Annotated in this window: 17 protein-coding genes and 3 pseudogenes; 6 read left to right on the top strand and 14 right to left on the bottom strand. The window is 53.9% G+C overall.

Annotated elements, in window-relative coordinates:
• Positions 1-48 precede the first annotated feature (48 nt).
• Positions 49-513: an RrF2 family transcriptional regulator gene (locus AC2FLE_RS09330; RefSeq protein ID WP_281973916.1), complete on the top strand. Its 465-nt coding sequence runs from the start codon at positions 49-51 to the stop codon at positions 511-513.
• 184 nt (positions 514-697) lie between these two features.
• Here the strand turns inward: AC2FLE_RS09330 and ccoP are convergent, their stop codons facing one another.
• From ccoP to AC2FLE_RS09295, 7 genes are read right to left on the bottom strand one after another with little or no spacing between them, the layout of a single operon-like run.
• Complete coding sequence (gene ccoP, locus AC2FLE_RS09325) at positions 698-1,570, bottom strand: cytochrome-c oxidase, cbb3-type subunit III (protein ID WP_496696625.1); 873 nt, start codon at positions 1,568-1,570, stop codon at positions 698-700.
• Positions 1,561-1,728, bottom strand: a complete 168-nt coding sequence (locus AC2FLE_RS09320) for a cbb3-type cytochrome c oxidase subunit 3 (RefSeq protein WP_281973918.1) — start codon at positions 1,726-1,728, stop codon at positions 1,561-1,563. Before AC2FLE_RS09320 ends, ccoP begins: the two co-directional genes overlap by 10 nt.
• Positions 1,725-2,456 carry a cytochrome-c oxidase, cbb3-type subunit II gene (ccoO, locus tag AC2FLE_RS09315; RefSeq protein WP_496696623.1) on the bottom strand — a complete coding sequence of 244 codons (732 nt, stop codon included), beginning with the start codon at positions 2,454-2,456 and terminating at the stop codon, positions 1,725-1,727. Before ccoO ends, AC2FLE_RS09320 begins: the two co-directional genes overlap by 4 nt.
• Before the next feature lie 6 nt (positions 2,457-2,462).
• Positions 2,463-4,082 carry a cytochrome-c oxidase, cbb3-type subunit I gene (ccoN, locus tag AC2FLE_RS09310; RefSeq protein WP_496692024.1) on the bottom strand — a complete coding sequence of 540 codons (1,620 nt, stop codon included), beginning with the start codon at positions 4,080-4,082 and terminating at the stop codon, positions 2,463-2,465.
• Positions 4,072-4,362: a TehB family protein gene (locus AC2FLE_RS09305; protein WP_496692023.1), complete on the bottom strand. Its 291-nt coding sequence runs from the start codon at positions 4,360-4,362 to the stop codon at positions 4,072-4,074. Before AC2FLE_RS09305 ends, ccoN begins: the two co-directional genes overlap by 11 nt.
• A complete protein-coding gene (locus AC2FLE_RS09300) occupies positions 4,363-5,103 on the bottom strand; it encodes a DUF2189 domain-containing protein (RefSeq protein ID WP_496692022.1) in 741 nt (246 codons plus the stop codon).
• Positions 5,100-5,519, bottom strand: coding sequence for a group III truncated hemoglobin (locus AC2FLE_RS09295; RefSeq protein WP_496692021.1), 420 nt, complete (start codon positions 5,517-5,519; stop codon positions 5,100-5,102). The genes AC2FLE_RS09300 and AC2FLE_RS09295 overlap by 4 nt, the downstream gene beginning before the upstream one ends.
• Before the next feature lie 144 nt (positions 5,520-5,663).
• On the opposite strand from AC2FLE_RS09295, the pseudogene AC2FLE_RS09290 reads away from it, so the two are divergent.
• A pseudogene (locus AC2FLE_RS09290) lies at positions 5,664-5,759 on the top strand (IS6 family transposase); the annotation flags it as partial.
• 60 nt (positions 5,760-5,819) lie between these two features.
• On the opposite strand, the gene AC2FLE_RS09285 reads toward AC2FLE_RS09290, so the two are convergent.
• A complete protein-coding gene (locus tag AC2FLE_RS09285; RefSeq protein ID WP_496696621.1) occupies positions 5,820-6,773 on the bottom strand; it encodes an AraC family transcriptional regulator in 954 nt (317 codons plus the stop codon).
• Between the two features lie 139 nt (positions 6,774-6,912).
• Between AC2FLE_RS09285 and AC2FLE_RS09280 the strand changes: the two genes are divergently transcribed.
• From AC2FLE_RS09280 to AC2FLE_RS09265, 4 genes and pseudogenes are all read left to right on the top strand, one after another.
• Positions 6,913-7,437 (top strand): DUF4142 domain-containing protein, encoded by a 525-nt coding sequence (locus AC2FLE_RS09280; protein ID WP_496696619.1) that lies wholly within the window; start codon positions 6,913-6,915, stop codon positions 7,435-7,437.
• Positions 7,437-7,784 (top strand): cupredoxin domain-containing protein, encoded by a 348-nt coding sequence (locus AC2FLE_RS09275; protein ID WP_496696617.1) that lies wholly within the window; start codon positions 7,437-7,439, stop codon positions 7,782-7,784. The genes AC2FLE_RS09280 and AC2FLE_RS09275 overlap by 1 nt, the downstream gene beginning before the upstream one ends.
• Positions 7,785-7,851: 67 nt before the next feature.
• A pseudogene (locus AC2FLE_RS09270) lies at positions 7,852-7,962 on the top strand (integrase); the annotation flags it as partial.
• A gap of 271 nt (positions 7,963-8,233) precedes the next feature.
• Entirely contained in the window at positions 8,234-9,025 is a 792-nt protein-coding gene (locus AC2FLE_RS09265) for an inositol monophosphatase family protein (RefSeq protein WP_496696616.1), read from the top strand.
• A gap of 6 nt (positions 9,026-9,031) precedes the next feature.
• Here AC2FLE_RS09265 and AC2FLE_RS09260 read toward each other — a convergent pair whose 3' ends face one another.
• The 6 genes and pseudogenes from AC2FLE_RS09260 to AC2FLE_RS09235 form a co-directional block, all read right to left on the bottom strand.
• On the bottom strand, positions 9,032-9,598 hold the full coding sequence (locus AC2FLE_RS09260; protein ID WP_496696614.1) for a histidine phosphatase family protein: 567 nt from the start codon (positions 9,596-9,598) through the stop codon (positions 9,032-9,034).
• Between the two features lies 1 nt (position 9,599).
• Complete coding sequence (locus AC2FLE_RS09255) at positions 9,600-10,673, bottom strand: ABC transporter ATP-binding protein (protein WP_496696612.1); 1,074 nt, start codon at positions 10,671-10,673, stop codon at positions 9,600-9,602.
• Positions 10,670-12,886, bottom strand: coding sequence for an ABC transporter permease (locus tag AC2FLE_RS09250; protein WP_496696610.1), 2,217 nt, complete (start codon positions 12,884-12,886; stop codon positions 10,670-10,672). The genes AC2FLE_RS09255 and AC2FLE_RS09250 overlap by 4 nt, the downstream gene beginning before the upstream one ends.
• Positions 12,887-13,912, bottom strand: a complete 1,026-nt coding sequence (locus AC2FLE_RS09245; protein WP_496696608.1) for an ABC transporter substrate-binding protein — start codon at positions 13,910-13,912, stop codon at positions 12,887-12,889.
• A gap of 292 nt (positions 13,913-14,204) precedes the next feature.
• Positions 14,205-14,963 (bottom strand): annotated as a pseudogene (locus AC2FLE_RS09240) (IS5 family transposase).
• Positions 14,964-15,097: 134 nt separating this feature from the next.
• Positions 15,098-16,756 (bottom strand): AMP-binding protein, encoded by a 1,659-nt coding sequence (locus AC2FLE_RS09235; protein WP_496696606.1) that lies wholly within the window; start codon positions 16,754-16,756, stop codon positions 15,098-15,100.
• Positions 16,757-17,097: the final 341 nt, after the last annotated feature.

Genomic DNA, 17,097 nt, shown 5'->3' with positions numbered 1-17,097 from the left:
CAATAAAATAGGCATTTTCAAAGCCTATTTTTTATGGGAAGAATAACTATGCAAATTACCAAGTTCTCCGACTATGCCCTGCGCATCCTGATCCATCTTGCCACCCACGAAGAAGGGTTGATGTCGACGCGTGAGATCGCGGCTATGCAAAACTTGCCCTTTAATCACCTGGCCAAGATCTCGCAGTGGCTTACACACGAGGGCTATGTAGAATCCATGCGTGGGCGCAACGGTGGCATGCGTATGGCCCTACCTCCCAATGCGATATCGATTGGCGGCCTGCTGCGTAAATCCGAACGCGGCACACCTTTGGTGGAATGCATGAAGGAAGACGGCGGCTGTTGTGTAATGACGCCCGCTTGTGGATTGTTGCCAATTCTGAACGAAGCTCAGGAGGCGTTTTTTGCTGCCTTGGACACCAAGACTTTACAGGACGTATTGGAAGGGAACCGTGGCATGAAAAACCTGATCCGAGCGTTGGAAGTCAGCCATGCGCTGGCATCAAGCGATTAATACGCAAACTGTAGTCCTATAATAATTTGATTGTTACTTGGCCGCGCCAGGCACAGCCTTTACAATCGCCTGTCCTTCCCATGCCTCGAAAGCCATGGAAAGGTGCCATGCCTTGAACCCGATGTAGCCGACCAGAAGGGCCAGTATCATCAGATACATTGCCCTTCGGAATCGTGGATTTTCTTCAACTTGGTGCATCTTCTGCATTCCACAGTAGATACAACGTGAGCATTCGAATCTGGGCGTCGCTCAGACGTCCTTCCCACGCAGGCATCACACCTTGCCGACCGTGATAAATGCTATGGTAAATCTCATCCCGGTCGCCTCCATAGATCCAGCGTTCATCACCCAGATCGGGCGCGCCGATTTCATAGCCCCCGCGCCCGTCATCGCCATGACAGGCCGCGCAGTTTTCTTCGAAGATCAATCTACCGGCGCCAGCCGCCGTCGCATCATGCTGCTTTCCAGAGAGGGCCAAGACAAATTCTGTAACCTCTTCAACCTGCTGCTTTTCGATCATGCCGTCTGCGCCAAACGCCAGCATCTGTGCAATCCGTGTATCGTCATGCTGCGCATTGATCCCATAGCGTATGGTCGCCTCAACCTCTTCCGGTGCGCCTGACCACAGCCAATGTCCGTCTACCAGATTGGGAAAACCAGGCTGCCCTTTCAGGTCATTCCGGTGACAAGCGGCACAATTGTCAGCGTAAAGCTTGGAAATCGACGCGCTATACCTTGCCTCCAGTGTTGGGTCTGCGGCCAGTTCTTCGAGATCCTGTGACGCAAAAGGCGCAAATGTCATTTCACGATCAGCATTCGCTTGCTGAAGTTCTGCGACAACCTCTGATCGGGATGAATACCCCAACAGCCCTTTTGCATAGCCGCGCGCACCTGGGAAGGATGGGTAGAACACCCAAAACAGTGCTGCGATGATGATACTGATCCACAAAGCCCATCGGGCCGCCCAGGGAACAGGTGTGTCCAACTCTTTGATACCGTCCCACTCGTGGCCGGTCAGATCAGTACCGGAAATCGGATCCTTTTCCTTTAGCGCCACGGCTGATCCTCCTGATGGTCCAGCGGAGATTGCGCAGCGTCATCGTAGACTTTTCGCCGTGAGGGCCAGTAGGTCCAGACAACTGCGGCAAGGAAGACGACCAGCAGGTAGATTGCACCCCAGGTCTTGGAGAAGACAAGAACGGTATCATGTGTCATCGATTAATCTCCTCGTGATCTACCGAATCCAGATCGGCCAATGTGCCAAGAACCTGCAGATAGGCCACAAGGGCATCCATTTCCGTCAACTCACTCGGGTGCCCGTCGTAATCCCTGACCTGAACGTTTTCACCGTAACTTTCTTGCAGTTCACCTTCATAATATTGCTCGGCATCTGCTTGCCATGCAGCATCCTTTTCCGCATTTTCGATCTGAGCATCTGTGTAAGGCACCCCGGCGCGGCTAAGGGCTCTTAAAGAGGCAGGCAGGTGGCCTGTTTCCAGCCGCGCGTCAGACAAAAACGCATAACCAGGCATGATCGAGCCTTCCATCAGCTCTCGTGGCGCTTCCAGATGCGCCACATGCCATGCGTCAGAGTATTTACCGCCAACTCGCGCCAAGTCCGGCCCTGTACGTTTCGAGCCCCATTGGAACGGGTGGTCATACATGCTTTCGGCGGCCAGGCTGTAGTGCCCATAGCGTTCGATGTCCGACCGTAGGGTGCGGATCATTTGACTGTGGCAGGCATAGCAGCCCTCGCGCACATAAATATCGCGCCCTGCCAGTTCCAGCGGAGTGTAGGGCCGCATGCCGTCGACTTCTTCCACCGTGTTTTCGATGGTGAACAAAGGGGCGATTTCAACAATGCCACCGATTGATGCAACCAGCAGGATAGCCATGGCAAAGCCAAGTGAGTGGCGTTCGAGCTTTTGGTGTTGTGTACTCATGGGCTGCTACTCCGCCGGCTGGACCAAAGGTCCGGATTGCCTGGTCTCGGCTTGCCGCGGCCCACTGACCGTCATGTAGATGTTGTATGCACCGATGCACGCTCCGATTAGATACAGCAGCCCCCCGATCGCACGGGCGACATAGTAAAGATGCATCGCGATCACACTGTCGAGGAAGGAATAAAGAAACGCACCATCCGCATCATAGGTCTGCCACATCAGTGATTGTGTGATGCCACTGTTCCACATTGCGCCGACGTAAATCAGCGTCCCGCTCAGGGCGAGCCAGAAGTGCCATGCCTCCAGCCGCAATGAATACACGCCATCTCGTTTCCAAATCCAGGGCACCATTTTATACATGGCACCAAAGGTGATGAAGGCGACCCAGCCCAACGCCCCCGCATGTACATGGCCGACGGTCCAATCCGTGTAGTGGCTCAGCGAATTGACCGGACGGATCGCCATGAACGACCCTTCGAATGTCGACAGTCCGTAGAACAGAATCGCGACCATCATAAACCGGACCGCCGGATCCGTCCGGACCTTATCCCAAGCCCCGTTGATCGTAAGGATGCCGTTGAACACAGAGGCCCAGCTCGGGACCAGCAGGATGATCGACATGGTCATGCCAAGGTACTGAACCCAGTCCGGTAGTGCCGTGTAGTGAAGGTGATGTGAGCCAGCCCAGAGATACAGGAAGGTGATCCCCCAGAAGCCAACAATTGACATTCGGTAAGAGTAGATTGGCCGGTTCACAGCTTTGGGCAAGAAGTAATACAGCATCCCTAGGAACCCGGCGGTCAGCAGGAAGCCAACAGCATTGTGCCCATACCACCATTGCGTCATTGCATCCTGTGTGCCGGAAAATAGCGAGTAGCTTTTGGGATAGGCAATGGAAACCGGAACCGAGAGGTTGTTCACCGTATGCAGCATCGCGATGACAACGATGAAGGCCAGGTAGTACCAGTTAGCCACATAGATATGCGGTTCAGCCCGGCGAGAGAGCGTCTTTAGGTACAGACCAAGATAACCAACCCAGACGATCAGCAAAACCAGATCCATATACCATTCCGGTTCGGCATATTCCTTGGATTGGGTGATCCCCAAGGGGTAGCCGGTCGCCGCAAGGACCATGAACAGATTGTACCCCCAGAACACCATCCAGGGCAGCGATTCACTGGCCAATCTGGCGCGCGAGGTACGTTGGACCACATAAAACGACGTCGCGATTAACGCGTTGCCGCCAAAACCAAAAATCACGGCAGATGTATGAACCGGGCGCAACCGGCCGAAGTTCGACCAGAACATATCGCCGTTCAGTGCTGGAAACGCCAACTGCCAGGCGAGGATATCTCCAACCGTGAACCCTATGATTGCCCAAATCAGCGCGGCGATGACACCAAACCGAATGACCTTGTCATTGTATTCTAAAGGGATGTCCTTTGGGGCCTCGCTCAAACGGTTGATCATCCACATCAACCCCCAACCAGCGGCTATTGCGATCAACCAACCATGCAGCACGTAGGCGGTAGGAACCCCCCAACCAAGTATGGCTACGCCACCGACAAAGATCAAAGCAAGGGCACACAGGACGGCAGCATCCTCAAGAAAACTCTCACGCTGCATCGGGCGCCTCCTGCCGGTGGAAGCGTACTTCAAACTCGACTTCGCCAATCGGATTCACCGAATGAGTTTGCTGTGGTGCGAACACAGCAGTATCCCCTGCGCCCAGAACTAGGTCATCCTTGTCATCCCGGCACAGTAGAAGCTGCCCATGTTGCACAGCCAATTGACCCCAGACACCCGCTTTGGTGCTGTGATCTTTGCGTAGCTTTTCTGGCAATGTCTCATGCGTGAACCGCGAGGTCGCATAGTGCACCACGCCTTTTGGAAGCGCTTCAGTCATTTATGCATCTCCATGAAAAAGCTCGGCATAAGCATGCCAGGTCGCGTACCCGAGCAATGGGAACACCACGACCAAACCCAGTAGCCCGGACAGTATTCCAACCAAAGTCAAAAGAGTGATGATGGCTCCCCAGCACAAGCAAAGCTTGAAGTTGTGAGTGGTGGCGTTGAAGCTGAGCCCCATAGCCGAGAAGCCATCGATCTTGCGGTCGATCAGCATTGGCAATGAAAACGCTGACACCGCAAACCCTAATGCCGCAAACAGCCCGCCAACCAATGATCCTGCGATCAACAGCGCCCATCCTGATGGCGTAGTAATCAGCAAAAGCAGCGTATCTGCGAAGCTTGAGAATGGGCGCAGCCCGTAGACTATGGCGAACATAACTGTGGCCGCGCGAATCCAGATTAGGGCAAAAACCATCAGTATGACGCCCACCAACGTAATCTGACCCGTGGCCGCTCTGAGCCCTGTTTTACCGCTTGCTACGGAATAAAGACCAATCGTTGCAAGTGGTCCGACCAAAACGCCGCCAGCTAGCAAAGGCAACAAAACCCAACCAAGATCGTTGAGCATCAGGGCCGCAACGCAAATCCACCCCAGAACTACGAGTGAACCACCGTAAAGCAAGGAATATCCCGGGTTGCGTTTCACGTCGCCCCAGCCCGACTGCAGCCAACGTTTGACAACGCGTGCGGGAGGATCAGAGATGACCTGAGCTTTGGTATAGACAGAGACCGTCATGACAACACCGGCGGAGCGTCAGCCTCTCGACGAAAGTTCTCAATTCCGAATGACAAGCCCTTACCGATCCTCCTGGCCAAATGTGAGAACGCTTCGGCGGTTGCAGGTTTAAGGGCTTTTTTTGCGGTGTCTTCGAACAGGTCGAGCCACAGGCGAAAATGTTCTGGCAGGATTTCAGAGTTCGCCAGGTGAACCTGCATCGGGTTACCCGAATAGCCTGTCTCTCGTAGAATGGCGCCGCGCCAAAAGGCTGCGATCTTTTCTTCGTGTTCGGGCCAATCTTCGATTGCCCTGTCAAATACCGGCCCCAGATCAGGATGCACTCTGATGCGCGCATAGAACCGGTTGACCAAAGTCGCGATTTCATCCGCTGTGATGTCAAACATATGTGGCCGAATTGGCATGGTACGAGTCATCGGATCTACCTTAACGATACGCCTCACTATCTGCGCACTATAATAGGTATTGTCAATACCTATTATAGTGCGCATGGTACGACCTACATCAAGGGGAAAGGCGCGTGGGTCTATCTTTACCCAACCGGCGACATCCACAGCAAAACGCTCGACGGAATAGAAGTGGTGCACATAATCCGCAAAGGACAAATCACGCCCGGTGTCTGTCCGTTTCGGCAATTTGCGGAGCTGGCGGCTTAGTCCGCCGGTACAAAGATATCACTGTGGCAAGTTAAAACTTCGCAACAGATCCCGTCCGGTTTATTGCGCTGATGATAACGTGATTTGCCGACGGAAGCCGGCAGGTGAGAGGCCAATTTCCCTCTTGAAAACGCGTGCGAAAGCAGAATCCGATGCGTATCCAGCACGTTCTGCCGCATCCGAAACAGAACTTGATGGGTCAGTAAGACAGCGTTTGGCGATCTCCAGCCGCCAAGCTGTTACGTATTGCATTGGCGACATCGCCATCTTTTTCTGAAACTGAACCGCAAAGTTTGTTCGTGACATGCCTGCAATGCGCGCCATTGTTTCTATCGTCCAGGATGCGCTTGGATCCTTGTGAAACGCGTCAAGAGCCCGGGCCAGATGGTGATCAGAGAATCCGTTCAAGCCCCACCTCGAGGATTCGTCACTTTCCACAAACGAACGTATGGCCTGCGCAAGAATGGCTTCTGACATTTTCAAAGCAATGAGATCGCCACCGAGGCGAAGACCCCCGGCCTCATCTCCGATCATGCGCAGTGTAGCCTCCATCCATTTTCCAGCGGATTCCCCGTAATTCCTGAGGTGAATGATCGGTGGAAGGCGTTCCAACAGTATATGTTTTGCATGAGGGTCGAATGAAAAATGGCCGCAGATAAGTTGCGTGTCACGTTCATCGCCGTCGCCGCCGTAAACCAGAACCCCAGTCCCAGTGTATCCCGACCGTTCGATGACCGTGTCCAGCGGCAAAACTGCATTTCTTGTTTCAGCCGCGCAGTACAACTTGTGTGACGCGCCATGCGGAACAATCAACAGATCGCCCTGCTCCAGCGCCACCACTTTTTCATATCCTTCAACTTCGATCAGGCAATTGCCCCTATGAGCAAAATGAAATCGGGCGACGTTTTTGAACTTGGGAACTTCAATCCCCCAAGGGGTGGTCAACGAAGTTCGAAAATAGAGCGCGCCTTGAACAGACAGTTTCGTAAGAATATCGCTAAGCAAATCAAGCATGCATTTTCATGGCAGTATTTGGCGTTTTTGTACAGCAGCTTGAACGATCTGCACAGAAAATCGAACGTTCCCGCATATATCTCACTTCCCGGTTCGGATTACTCCTATTGCCATCGTAACACTCAGTGGAGTCTCCAAAATGAAGAAACTGATTTCCGCATTTGCTGTGGCACTTGCCATGACTGGCGCTCAAGCCTCTGCGCAGGACGTCGCCGAGATGAGCGATCTCGAATACGCTCACATTGCCTATACGGCCGACAACATCGACATTCGGTATGCCTATCTGGCGCTGGCTTTGTCTTCGAACCCCGACATCCATGAATTCGCAAACACGATGATCCGCGACCATACTGCCGTGAACGCAGCGGCCTTGGGCCTGCTCGAAAAACTGGGCGCGTCAGCGCAGGACAATGCGTTCAGCCAAACGCTGAATGCCAATGCCGAAGAGATCATCGATGGCTTCGTCAAGCTGCGTGGAGCAGAGTTTGATGCCGCTTATGCAGCCAATGAATTGGCCTATCACCAGGCGGTGAATGATCTGGTGGAGAACACGATGATCCCCAATATCGACAATGCCGAGGTGAAGGCTCTGTTCGAGCAGGGGCTTGAGATCTTTAAAGCCCATGAAGGTCACGCCGAAATGATGGTCGAGGCACTGCAGTGATGGGAAAAGCCCATTCACGCCGTCGCGTAATGGTTGGAGCGGTCGCATCGGCGGCCGCTCTCGCTTTAACCCGAACGTGGGCCCGGGCGGCAGAACCCGTAGTCCACGAAGTCAAGATCAAAGCATTTGCATTCACGCCAAAGCTTCTGAACGTGTCTGTTGGTGATACCATTCAATGGACCAATGAAGATCTGGCACCACATACGGCCACGGCCGATGAGTTCGGATGGGACACTGGGGAGATCCCAAACGGTGTCAGCGCCAAAGTTGAGGTTACTAAAGGTATGGAAACAAAATATTTCTGTGCGTTTCATCCACATATGAAGGGAACAATTGTGATTATGTGATTTGGCTCATTGGATCGACTGAACGAAAGCGGACTATGATGCAGGTCGCAGCATATGGAACTTTGTGCTTCGCACCTTCCAGCTTCTGTTGGGGCACACAAAGATGGGCAGCACGGTCAGGTATCTTGGCGTTGAACTTGAAGATGCCTTGGCTATCTCTGAAGCCATTGAAATATAACATCTCTGGGCCGCTCTCGCTGGCAACCCGAAGCGGACCATCATCGCAACTTCAAGTGCTGCGATGCAGTGTTCTCAAAATCCGGCGAGGGTCACGAGCAATATGCGACTTCACTGCACGGAAGTGAATGAGTGCTTTAATTGGCATATTCTTTCGACAGAAACTCGGGCGACTCGAAGAAAGTGGATTTTTGTCTGGCAAACACTGTTTTGTGTTCTGACACCCCATCCACTAGGGATGGTGTTGCATTTAGCAGGAAGTGAGCCGACCTATGCATAACATCATTGCTCGAAGAAACTTCGCCGTTGCGGTAGCAGAAGAGGCAGGCGCGCTTGCACTAGAGTATTTTGCTTCCAGAGATACCTTGGTCATTGATCAAAAAGGCGCGCAAGACTGGGTCAGCGAGGCGGATCGCAACGTCGAAACCTTCATTCGTCAAAAGATTATGAACTCTTTTCCCGATGATGGGATTTATGGCGAAGAACACGCGGAAAAAGCTGGCTCCAGCGGTTTTGACTGGGTGATCGATCCGATTGATGGGACAACGAACTTCGTCAATGGCATTCCGGCCTGGACGATTGTCTTAGCGGGCGTCTCAGACAGTCAGACGCAGGTCGGCGTAATTTTCGAGCCAAACGTTGGTGAAACTTACGTGGCGGTCCGAGGCGAAGGTGCCACTTTGAATGGACACGCCATGCAGGTTGCCTCAAGCGTGGAATTGGCAAGTGGAACCGTCTCAATTGGCTATTCGAACCGGGTCGAAGCATCAAACGTCGTTCCGGTGATTGCGGCCCTTATCGAACGTGGCGCTCTCTATCATCGCAATGCAAGCGGTGCGCTTTCGCTGGCCTATGTCGCGGCGGGACGTCTTTTGGGGTACATTGAAGAGCACATGAACGCCTGGGATTGCCTAGCCGGTCAGTTGATGATTGCCGAGGCAGGTGGCGAGATCGAGGATCAAGACGCCGACGGGATGATCCGGGACGGTGGTCGCGTGATCGCTGGTACGCCAGCTGTGTTCGAGGCGTTGAAAATGATCTGCGACGACGCTTGGAACGAATGACGTCTTTCAGGCAATCGGGCGCCACCCGAATTCGGGTTGAAGAGTTTTAATATCCGCGCGCCAGAAGTGGTCCTGCCCAGGTTGATCAAACCGCCGGTCAATTTCCTTCCCTGCCAGATGGCACCAAAGCAGCGTTCCGACCGCGCCGTGGGTTACAATGGCCAGGTCTCTTCCGTCGTGGTTTTTGACGATTGACAGGACTGTTCGAACGATACGCAATTGAGCAGCATGGGCTGTTTCCCAGCCGCGGAAGCTGGAATTGGGTGCACCGAAGAAGGTGTCAGCGGCGGACTCAAATATCGAGGGGGGAAGGAAACCGGTAGTGCTTCGGTCGTTCTCTCCCAGTTCAGGATCGGATTTCGCGACCAGCCCCAAAGGCTTTGCAAGGATAGCCGCCGTCTCGGACGCTTTTCGCTCGGTGCTGGACCATATATCTGTCACGCACGACAGGGTCTGACTTTGTGCAAACGTGTCGGCTCGGGCGCGGCCAATTTCACTCAAACCCCATTCGGTGATCGGTGTCTCAGTTTCGACGACGACCTCCGGGTGAGAGACGACTAAAAGCTTACCCACGTCACCCTTCCGGCAACAGAACAGGGCCACGTCCGGCAAAAGACATTTTGACTTCCGAGCCGATTTCCAGCGGTTCGTCCACGTCGTCCTGCACAGCAAATACCTGCCCGAAGGCACCGGCCAGAGTGTACTCCATCCGCACGCCAACATAAGTCGCCTTGGCGACTTTGGCCGGGATGCCGGTATCAGATCCAATCAAAATCCGTGACGGACGCACGGCCAGCGTTGCGGGACCAGGCGTTAGACCACGAGAGGGGAGCGTGTGTTGATAGCTCTCGATCTCGATCGTGGCTAAGCCGCCTTCGACGGAAAGGATAGTGCAATTGATCAGGTTAGCCTCACCAATGAAGTCGGCCACGAACCGGTCAACCGGCGCATCATAGAGTTTACGCGGTGTGCCGATCTGAGCGATGGCAGCGTTGCGCATGACGACAATCTCGTCCGAAACGGCAAGGGCTTCTTCCTGATCGTGTGTCACATAAACGACGGTCAAACCAAGATCTTGCTGAATGGCACGGATATCTTCGCGCACTTGGCGACGCAGTTTCGCATCGAGGTTTGAGAGAGGTTCGTCAAAGAGCAAAACCTGCGGTTCCAAAACCAATGCACGAGCGACGGCAACGCGCTGTTGCTGCCCGCCGGAAAGTTCGCTTGGCAAACGATTGTCGAAGCCCTTCAGGCCAACCAAGTCTAACCCATGCAGCGCGCGCGATCGGGACTCGCGCTTGTCGAAGCCGGAGAAGGTCAACCCATACATGACGTTTTCTAGCACGCTCATATGAGGAAAAAGCGCGTAGGATTGGAATACCATCGACACGTCACGGTCGGTAGCGGGTAATTTGGTCACGTCTCGGTCGCCGATCAGAATTCGGCCCGAGGTCGCCATTTCCAGACCTGCGATCATGCGCAACGTCGTCGTTTTACCGCAGCCTGAGGGGCCTAAAAGCGTCACCAGTTTGCCCGCTTGGACGTGCAGATCGATGCCATCAACGGCCACCACATCCTTGCCGAACACTTTCGAAACACCGTCGAAACGAACAGGCGCGGCCTTACTTGCAATAGTCGTTTCGGTCATGTTGTTTTCTCTGCTCCGAGTTGTGTACGTCGCCCGATCTGAACACGGCCTACGAGGATTTGTAACATCCCGACTGCCGCCAGCATCACGAAGATCAGCGTTGTGGAGTATGCGATTGCAAGACCGTAATCGTTGTTCTCGACCCGACCGATAATGTAGCTGGTGGCCATGTCATACTCGGCGGAAACAAGGAATATCACCGCCGAAATCGCCGTCATTGCCCGGACAAAGCTGTAGACCAGCGCAGCCAGGATTGCCGGCCGCAAAAGCGGGAGGATCACACGCCTGAATGTCTGCCACGAGTTCGCACCAAGCGTTAGCGAGGACTCGTCGAGGGATTTGTCCAATTGCGACATCGACGCGATACCCGCGCGGACCCCAACCGGCATATTGCGGAAGATAAAGCTGACGACAAGGATAACGCCCGTGCCAGTGATCTCGATCGGGGGCACGTTGAATGCCAGAATATAGCTGACGCCAATAACGGTGCCGGGAATTGCGAAAGAGAGCATCGTGCCAAATTCAAACGCATTTTTGCCCGCAAAATTTTGCCGTGTCAGCAGGTAGGCCGTGACCAGCCCCACGGCGGCAGTCAATGGCGCGGCTATTGCGGCAATAGTGATCGTGGTCCAGAAACTGTCCCAGGCGGCTCCGGTCCAGCGAATACCCTCTTCCTCGAAGCGGACCGAAAAGGCAGTGACGTAGTGCTTGAACGTCAGCGAGTTATCGACGCCCCACAGTTCGACAATACTTCCGTAGATGATCATCCCGTAAACCACAGCAGTGAAAACCGCCCAGGCAACTGCAATGCCCAGAACCGGTATGGCAAGGCCCCTTGGCATCAAGGGATGTACACCCGCGTCGCCTTTGCCGGAAACGGTGGTATAGCTCTTTTTCCCCAACCACGCGCGCTGCGCATAGAAGGCAGAAAGTGTGAAGAACAAGAGCACCATGGCCAGAACAGCAGCCCGGCCCTGATCGTACTGCGCACCGACGATGGCAAAAAATATCTCAGTCGAAAGCACATCGAAGTTTCCGCCTAAAACAAGTGGGTTGCCAAAATCGGCCATGGATTCGATGAACCCCAGCAGAAAAGCATTAGCCAGGCCCGGGCGCATCAGAGGCAGGGACACAGTCTTGAAGGTTTGCCAACGATTGGCTCGAAGGGTTTGGGCGGCCTCCTCCATAGAAGGTGACACCCCTTCGACCACCCCGATCAAAACCAGAAAGGCGATCGGCGTAAATGCCAGAGTCTGAGCGATTAGCACCCCGGGCATGCCATAAAGCCAGCGCGTAGGCTGCACACCAAAGATCTCGGCAACAAATTTGGTGACCGAACCGGAAAGCCCAAACAGCAGGATCAGTGCAAGACCAATCACGAAGGGCGGTGTGATAATCGGCAAAACTGTCAACGCGCGCATCCCGCGTTTAAAACGAAAACCTGACCGTGTGACGACAAGCGCGAAACAAAGGCCAAGCGCGGTTGTGATGAAGCCCACAAGAACTGCAAGAAACAGAGAGTTCCACGCGGCCCCGCATTTGGCACCGGCAAAACAGCCCAATCCCCAAAGTCGGTCATCAAAGAATTTCGAGGCAAAAACCGAAACTGAATAGGCACCATCTTCGGTAACGAAGGCGGCAAACAACATCTTCGCAATTGGAAAGAAAACGAAAATTGTAACAATGGTGATTACGCCACCAATAGCGCTGACGACGAAAACGTCGCCATTTATTGCGCCGCGGGCCGCAATACCCTGAGTTAAAAGGAACAGGAACGCTGTGGCGCAGATCATCGCGCCGTATCCCATGCCGAACTGGCGGATCTTCGGCTCTCCGAACAGCGCCTTCATCCAGTCGAAATTGAACCCGCGAATGCCAATTGAGAACCCTTGCGCAATCAGCCAGCCAAAACCCAAGGCACCAGCCAAAATCAGGATACGTGCGTATTGTGGATCGGACTTCGGTTTGCCGAGTATCAACAAAGGCAAGGTAAGCGGGACCAAAAGCGGCGTAAGCCACAGCTTTTCGCCCTGTCCGATCAGGAAAGCGGCGGGCGCATAATCTTCATCGAACGGATATCCATCGACCAGCCATACGAATGACCAAATGCCATCCTCCACCATGAACCATGGCAGCAGACAGAAACCGACCCACCCGGCAACAATCCAGAAGATCAGAACCGGGTGGTTCGTTTTTGGTGTGGTGTCAGTCACTTACTGTGGCAGTACTGAGACCTCTTCGTCCCATTTCTGCAAGAGACGCTTGCGTTCGTCAGACGAGCCGTACTTTTTGAAGTCATAGTCAATAAGCTTGATCTGGCTCATGTCAGGTGCGCTTTCAGAGGTTTCCGCATTTTTGTTGGACGGAACCTGGAAGGCGTTAACCTCAAGCGCAAGGTTCTGGGCCTCGGGGCTGAGCGCCCAGTCATAGAACTTTTTGGCTTCTTCTTCATTTCGAGCGCCGTCAATGATCGACATCGAGCCGATCTCATAACCTGTGCCTTCGCATGGGGCCACGACCTTGACCGGAAAACCTGATACGGCCTGCTTGACCGCATCATGCATAAAGACGATGCCGATGGTGTTCTCACCCCGGCCGGCGGCCTTGATTGGGGCCGAACCCGACTTGGTGTATTGGTTGATGTTCGAGTGCAGGCCCTTCATGAACTCAAAGCCGTCGTCTTCGCCAAATATCTGAACCATCGAGGCAAGCGTCGTATAAGCGGTGCCCGAGGAATTCGGGTTCGCCATTTGCACGTGCCCTTTATATTCGGGCTTCAGCAAGTCTTTCCAACATGCGGGCTCGGGCAAGCTGTTCGCGGCCAAGAGGTCGGAGTTGTAGCCGTAGCCGAGTGCGCCTGAATAAATTCCGATGGTTTTGTTACCTGCACTTTCAGCCTGCGAGATCGCCCAGTCGTGAAGCTGGTCACGCATCGGCGACACGTATTCCATCGTCAGGCCTTCTTCGGCGGCTTGCAAATGGGGATCACCGGTACCGCCCCACCATACATCGCCTTTAGGGTTAGAACTTTCCGCGCGAATTTGTGCAAACGTCTCGCCCGAGGACTTGCGGGTCATATTGACGTCTATGCCGGTGGCATCCTCGAAACTGCGCGCCATGAGTTGACACCAATCTTCCTGTGCCGAGCAGTAAAGCGTCAGCTTCTCAGCTTGGGCCGCAGTTAGCGAAGCCGCAAATGCTATCAGCGATCCCGCCAGCGTCGTCGTCAGATTTTTCAATTTCTTTCCTCCCCTATGTGTCGTGCCGAAATTTTCAGCGCGATACTCGTCAATTCGTCGCTAGTGGCGGTCGCTCTAAGTCGCTAGTTGATCTACTTGCGTTGGCCAGATCAACATCCGACCAGCCTCCCAATGACAGAAGCAATCTCAACACTGTACTGCTGGTTCTGCAAGAAAATTCAACGAGCATTGGTTTTTTGCACCGGTGGGATTTGAACCGCCAAGCCTGTTTACAGCACCAAGTTTGAGTATCGGGAGCGTATTTTGATGCCGCATTGTTTAGGGTCAGGACTCATAACCAATAGATGACAGTTGCTGCGAGAGCGATTGCTGAGAGGAAGACCTTTGGACATCGGTCATAGCGGGTTGCGACCCGCCGCCAGTCTCTCAATCTGCCGAACATGATCTCGATGCGATTGCGCCGTTTGTACCGGTGCTTGTCATAGCGCACGGCTTTGGCACGCGACTTTCTACCAGGGATACATGGCCGTATACCCTTATTTTGCAGGGCTTTTCTGAACCAATCAGTATCATAGCCGCGATCACCAAGCAGCCATTCGACGCTCGGCAGGCTGCTCAATAGTGCCCTTGCACCAATGTAATCGCTGACCTTGTCCAGCCGTTACAAAGAAGCTGATGGGGCGTCCCTGACAGTCGCAGACAGCATGCAGCTTGGTGTTCATACCGCCTTTGGTCCGTCCAATCAGGCGTCCACGCCCCCCTTTTTGACGCCCATGCTGGTCGCAGTCCGGTGGGCCTTCAAATAGGTGGCGTCGATCATGACAGTCTTTTCTTCGCCGTGCTCGGTGGCCAATCCCATTATGATCCGGGCAAAAATACCTTTCTCACTCCATCGCTTCCAGCGGTTGTACAGGGTCTTATGCGGTCCATACTCTTTGGGTGCATCTCGCCAACTTAAACCGTTGCGGTTGATGAAGATAATACCACTCAGCACGCGTCGATCATCGACACGTGGCTTGCCATGTGACTTTGGAAAGTAGGGCTCGAGACGTGCCATCTGCACGTCATTTAGCCAATAAAGATCTCTCATGTCACCGCTTGATTTTCCACCCGTGAATCATGCAGAGCGGTGAAAGTCAATGGGTCCTGACCCTAAGTCGCCGGTTGCTGCCCAGCAGAATTGCCATGTAGTTGAACGACGAAGCTTGCCTTCGATAGGCTCGATCACGTGGCGCCGACACTCGCTTCTCGGAGCAGGAACCTTTGAATTTTGCCGCTGGGTGTCTTTGGCAGTTCTTTAACGAATTCGATAAGCCGAGGATAGGCGTGTGCAGAAAGGCGCTGTTTGACATAATCCTTCAGCACTGCAGCCAACGCCTCATTACCTTCTGTGCCTTCCGCCAGTACGACCACCGCTTTCACTATTTCGGTCCGTTCCTTGTCCGGCACGCCTACGACTGCCGCCTCCGTCACAGAAGGGTGTTCGATCAGGGCGCTTTCAACGTCAAACGGTCCGATGCGATACCCCGAAGAGGTGATGACGTCGTCGTTCCGCCCTACGAAAGTGATACATCCGTGTTCATCCCGCTCCACCGTGTCCCCGGTAAGATAGTATCCGTTCTCGATCGATTTGTTGCCCTTGTTCAGGTAGCCGCTAAAGAACAAGAGAGGTGAATCCGCGATGTTGACGGCCAATTGACCGGGCTCATTGAAATCGGCGATGCTGCCGTCCTCAGCCAGAACCTCAACACTGTATCCCGGCATCACATAGCCTGCAGATCCTGGGCGAACCGGATGTTCGAGCCCGTGATGGTTATTCACCAGCATACCCGTTTCGGTCTGCCCATAGTGATCTTTAATCGGCGCATTCAGTTCGGTCTCGAACCAGCGGATGACTTCGGGGTTTAGCGGCTCGCCTGCGCTGCTGATGCACCGGATCTGATCGCGCAGCTGTGCCGCGCGCTCGGTTCCGGCGGCGATGATTAGACGAAACGCAGTAGGCGCGCCTGCAAAGTTAGTCACATTCAATCTCGAAATCACGTCATATGTACTGTCCACTGTGAATGGTCCCTCGACCAGAGTGGTTGCATGACCCAATAGTAGCGGGCCGATCAACGCATAGTATAGACCATAGGCCCAGCCCGGATCGGCAATGTTCCAGAAAACATCCTCATGCCGCAGACCGATCCCTTCGACCATGTACGATCGAAAGGCAGGCAGCGCCTTTAGGGGCACGGGAACTCCTTTTGCGGGACCTGTAGTTCCAGATGTCGCCATCATGAACATCAGGTCATCGCCGTTCCGCAATACCGGGACGAACTCAGGCGATTGCGAGGCCATTGCCCGGCGGAAATCAATGTCTCCCCCAACAACCTCTTGTCGCGCGTCAGCAATCATCGCGACAGGCGGGCAACCTTCCACTTCGTTGAGCTTTTTGCGGTTCGCGGCGTCAGTCACAACCATCTTCGCGCCGCTCATGGTCAAACGGTCCTGAATGGCCTTGGGCCCAAAGGCTGTAAACAAAGGTTGATAGGCCGCACCTGCCCGGAGGGCGCCTAGAACAACTGTCACAAGATCCGGGGTGCGCGGCAACAGACCCGCCACGATGTCGCCGGGTTGGATGCCTTGTTCCTTAAGCAAATTGGCAAAACGCGCAGCTTCGTCGCGCAACTGCTTAAAGTAGCGGGTCTCATGGTGCCCTTCCAATGCAATCCAGTTCAAAGCCATGGGATTGCCCTGCAAATGGGCGTCACAGCATTCTACGCATGCATTGATCCCGCCGCTGAAATTGCCGAGAAAGACAGACTTTGCGAGGTCCAGATCAAAGCCCTCCACCGCTTTGGAGTATTCTGAGGAAGTCCCAGAGTCAGAATTCGATTCCATCAAAACGTATTCCTCCAAATGCAACCCGTAATTACCTTGCACTCAAATAGGTCGAATTTCTACGTTGGAGATTACGCGAACATCAGCGCGCCATGAGTGGTCCATTGGTCCCGAACCAAAGCTCGATTTGGCACGAGACGGTAGGGCAACGGTCCAATGCATGGCAGATGAAATGGGAGTGAGCCGACGCTCGTTACAGAGATACCTAAACGCGTCAAGATTCACATTTTCGGGGATACGCGACCAGACTGTAAATCATGCAGTGAATGCTCGTGCAAATGGTCAAGGTCAGGGCAGGCTCGTTCGACTATCGGAACTTTGCCTCTCAGCGAATTTCATCG

Source organism: Ruegeria sp. CDSA077, assembly GCF_059612265.1.
The sequence above is the reverse complement of the archived record's forward strand: the minus strand, read 5'-3'. Positions and strand labels throughout refer to the sequence as shown.

What these genes read in the sequence shown, in the direction of transcription:
- AC2FLE_RS09330 (WP_281973916.1), top strand. Translation starts at nt 49, where the DNA reads ATGCAAATTACCAAGTTCTCCGACTATGCCCTGCGCATCCTGATCCAT.
- AC2FLE_RS09320 (WP_281973918.1), bottom strand. Translation starts at nt 1,728, where the DNA reads ATGACACATGATACCGTTCTTGTCTTCTCCAAGACCTGGGGTGCAATC.
- ccoO (WP_496696623.1), bottom strand. Translation starts at nt 2,456, where the DNA reads ATGAGTACACAACACCAAAAGCTCGAACGCCACTCACTTGGCTTTGCC.
- ccoN (WP_496692024.1), bottom strand. Translation starts at nt 4,082, where the DNA reads ATGCAGCGTGAGAGTTTTCTTGAGGATGCTGCCGTCCTGTGTGCCCTT.
- AC2FLE_RS09305 (WP_496692023.1), bottom strand. Translation starts at nt 4,362, where the DNA reads ATGACTGAAGCGCTTCCAAAAGGCGTGGTGCACTATGCGACCTCGCGG.
- AC2FLE_RS09300 (WP_496692022.1), bottom strand. Translation starts at nt 5,103, where the DNA reads ATGACGGTCTCTGTCTATACCAAAGCTCAGGTCATCTCTGATCCTCCC.
- AC2FLE_RS09295 (WP_496692021.1), bottom strand. Translation starts at nt 5,519, where the DNA reads ATGACTCGTACCATGCCAATTCGGCCACATATGTTTGACATCACAGCG.
- AC2FLE_RS09285 (WP_496696621.1), bottom strand. Translation starts at nt 6,773, where the DNA reads ATGCTTGATTTGCTTAGCGATATTCTTACGAAACTGTCTGTTCAAGGC.
- AC2FLE_RS09280 (WP_496696619.1), top strand. Translation starts at nt 6,913, where the DNA reads ATGAAGAAACTGATTTCCGCATTTGCTGTGGCACTTGCCATGACTGGC.
- AC2FLE_RS09275 (WP_496696617.1), top strand. Translation starts at nt 7,437, where the DNA reads ATGGGAAAAGCCCATTCACGCCGTCGCGTAATGGTTGGAGCGGTCGCA.
- AC2FLE_RS09265 (WP_496696616.1), top strand. Translation starts at nt 8,234, where the DNA reads ATGCATAACATCATTGCTCGAAGAAACTTCGCCGTTGCGGTAGCAGAA.
- AC2FLE_RS09255 (WP_496696612.1), bottom strand. Translation starts at nt 10,673, where the DNA reads ATGACCGAAACGACTATTGCAAGTAAGGCCGCGCCTGTTCGTTTCGAC.
- AC2FLE_RS09235 (WP_496696606.1), bottom strand. Translation starts at nt 16,756, where the DNA reads ATGGAATCGAATTCTGACTCTGGGACTTCCTCAGAATACTCCAAAGCG.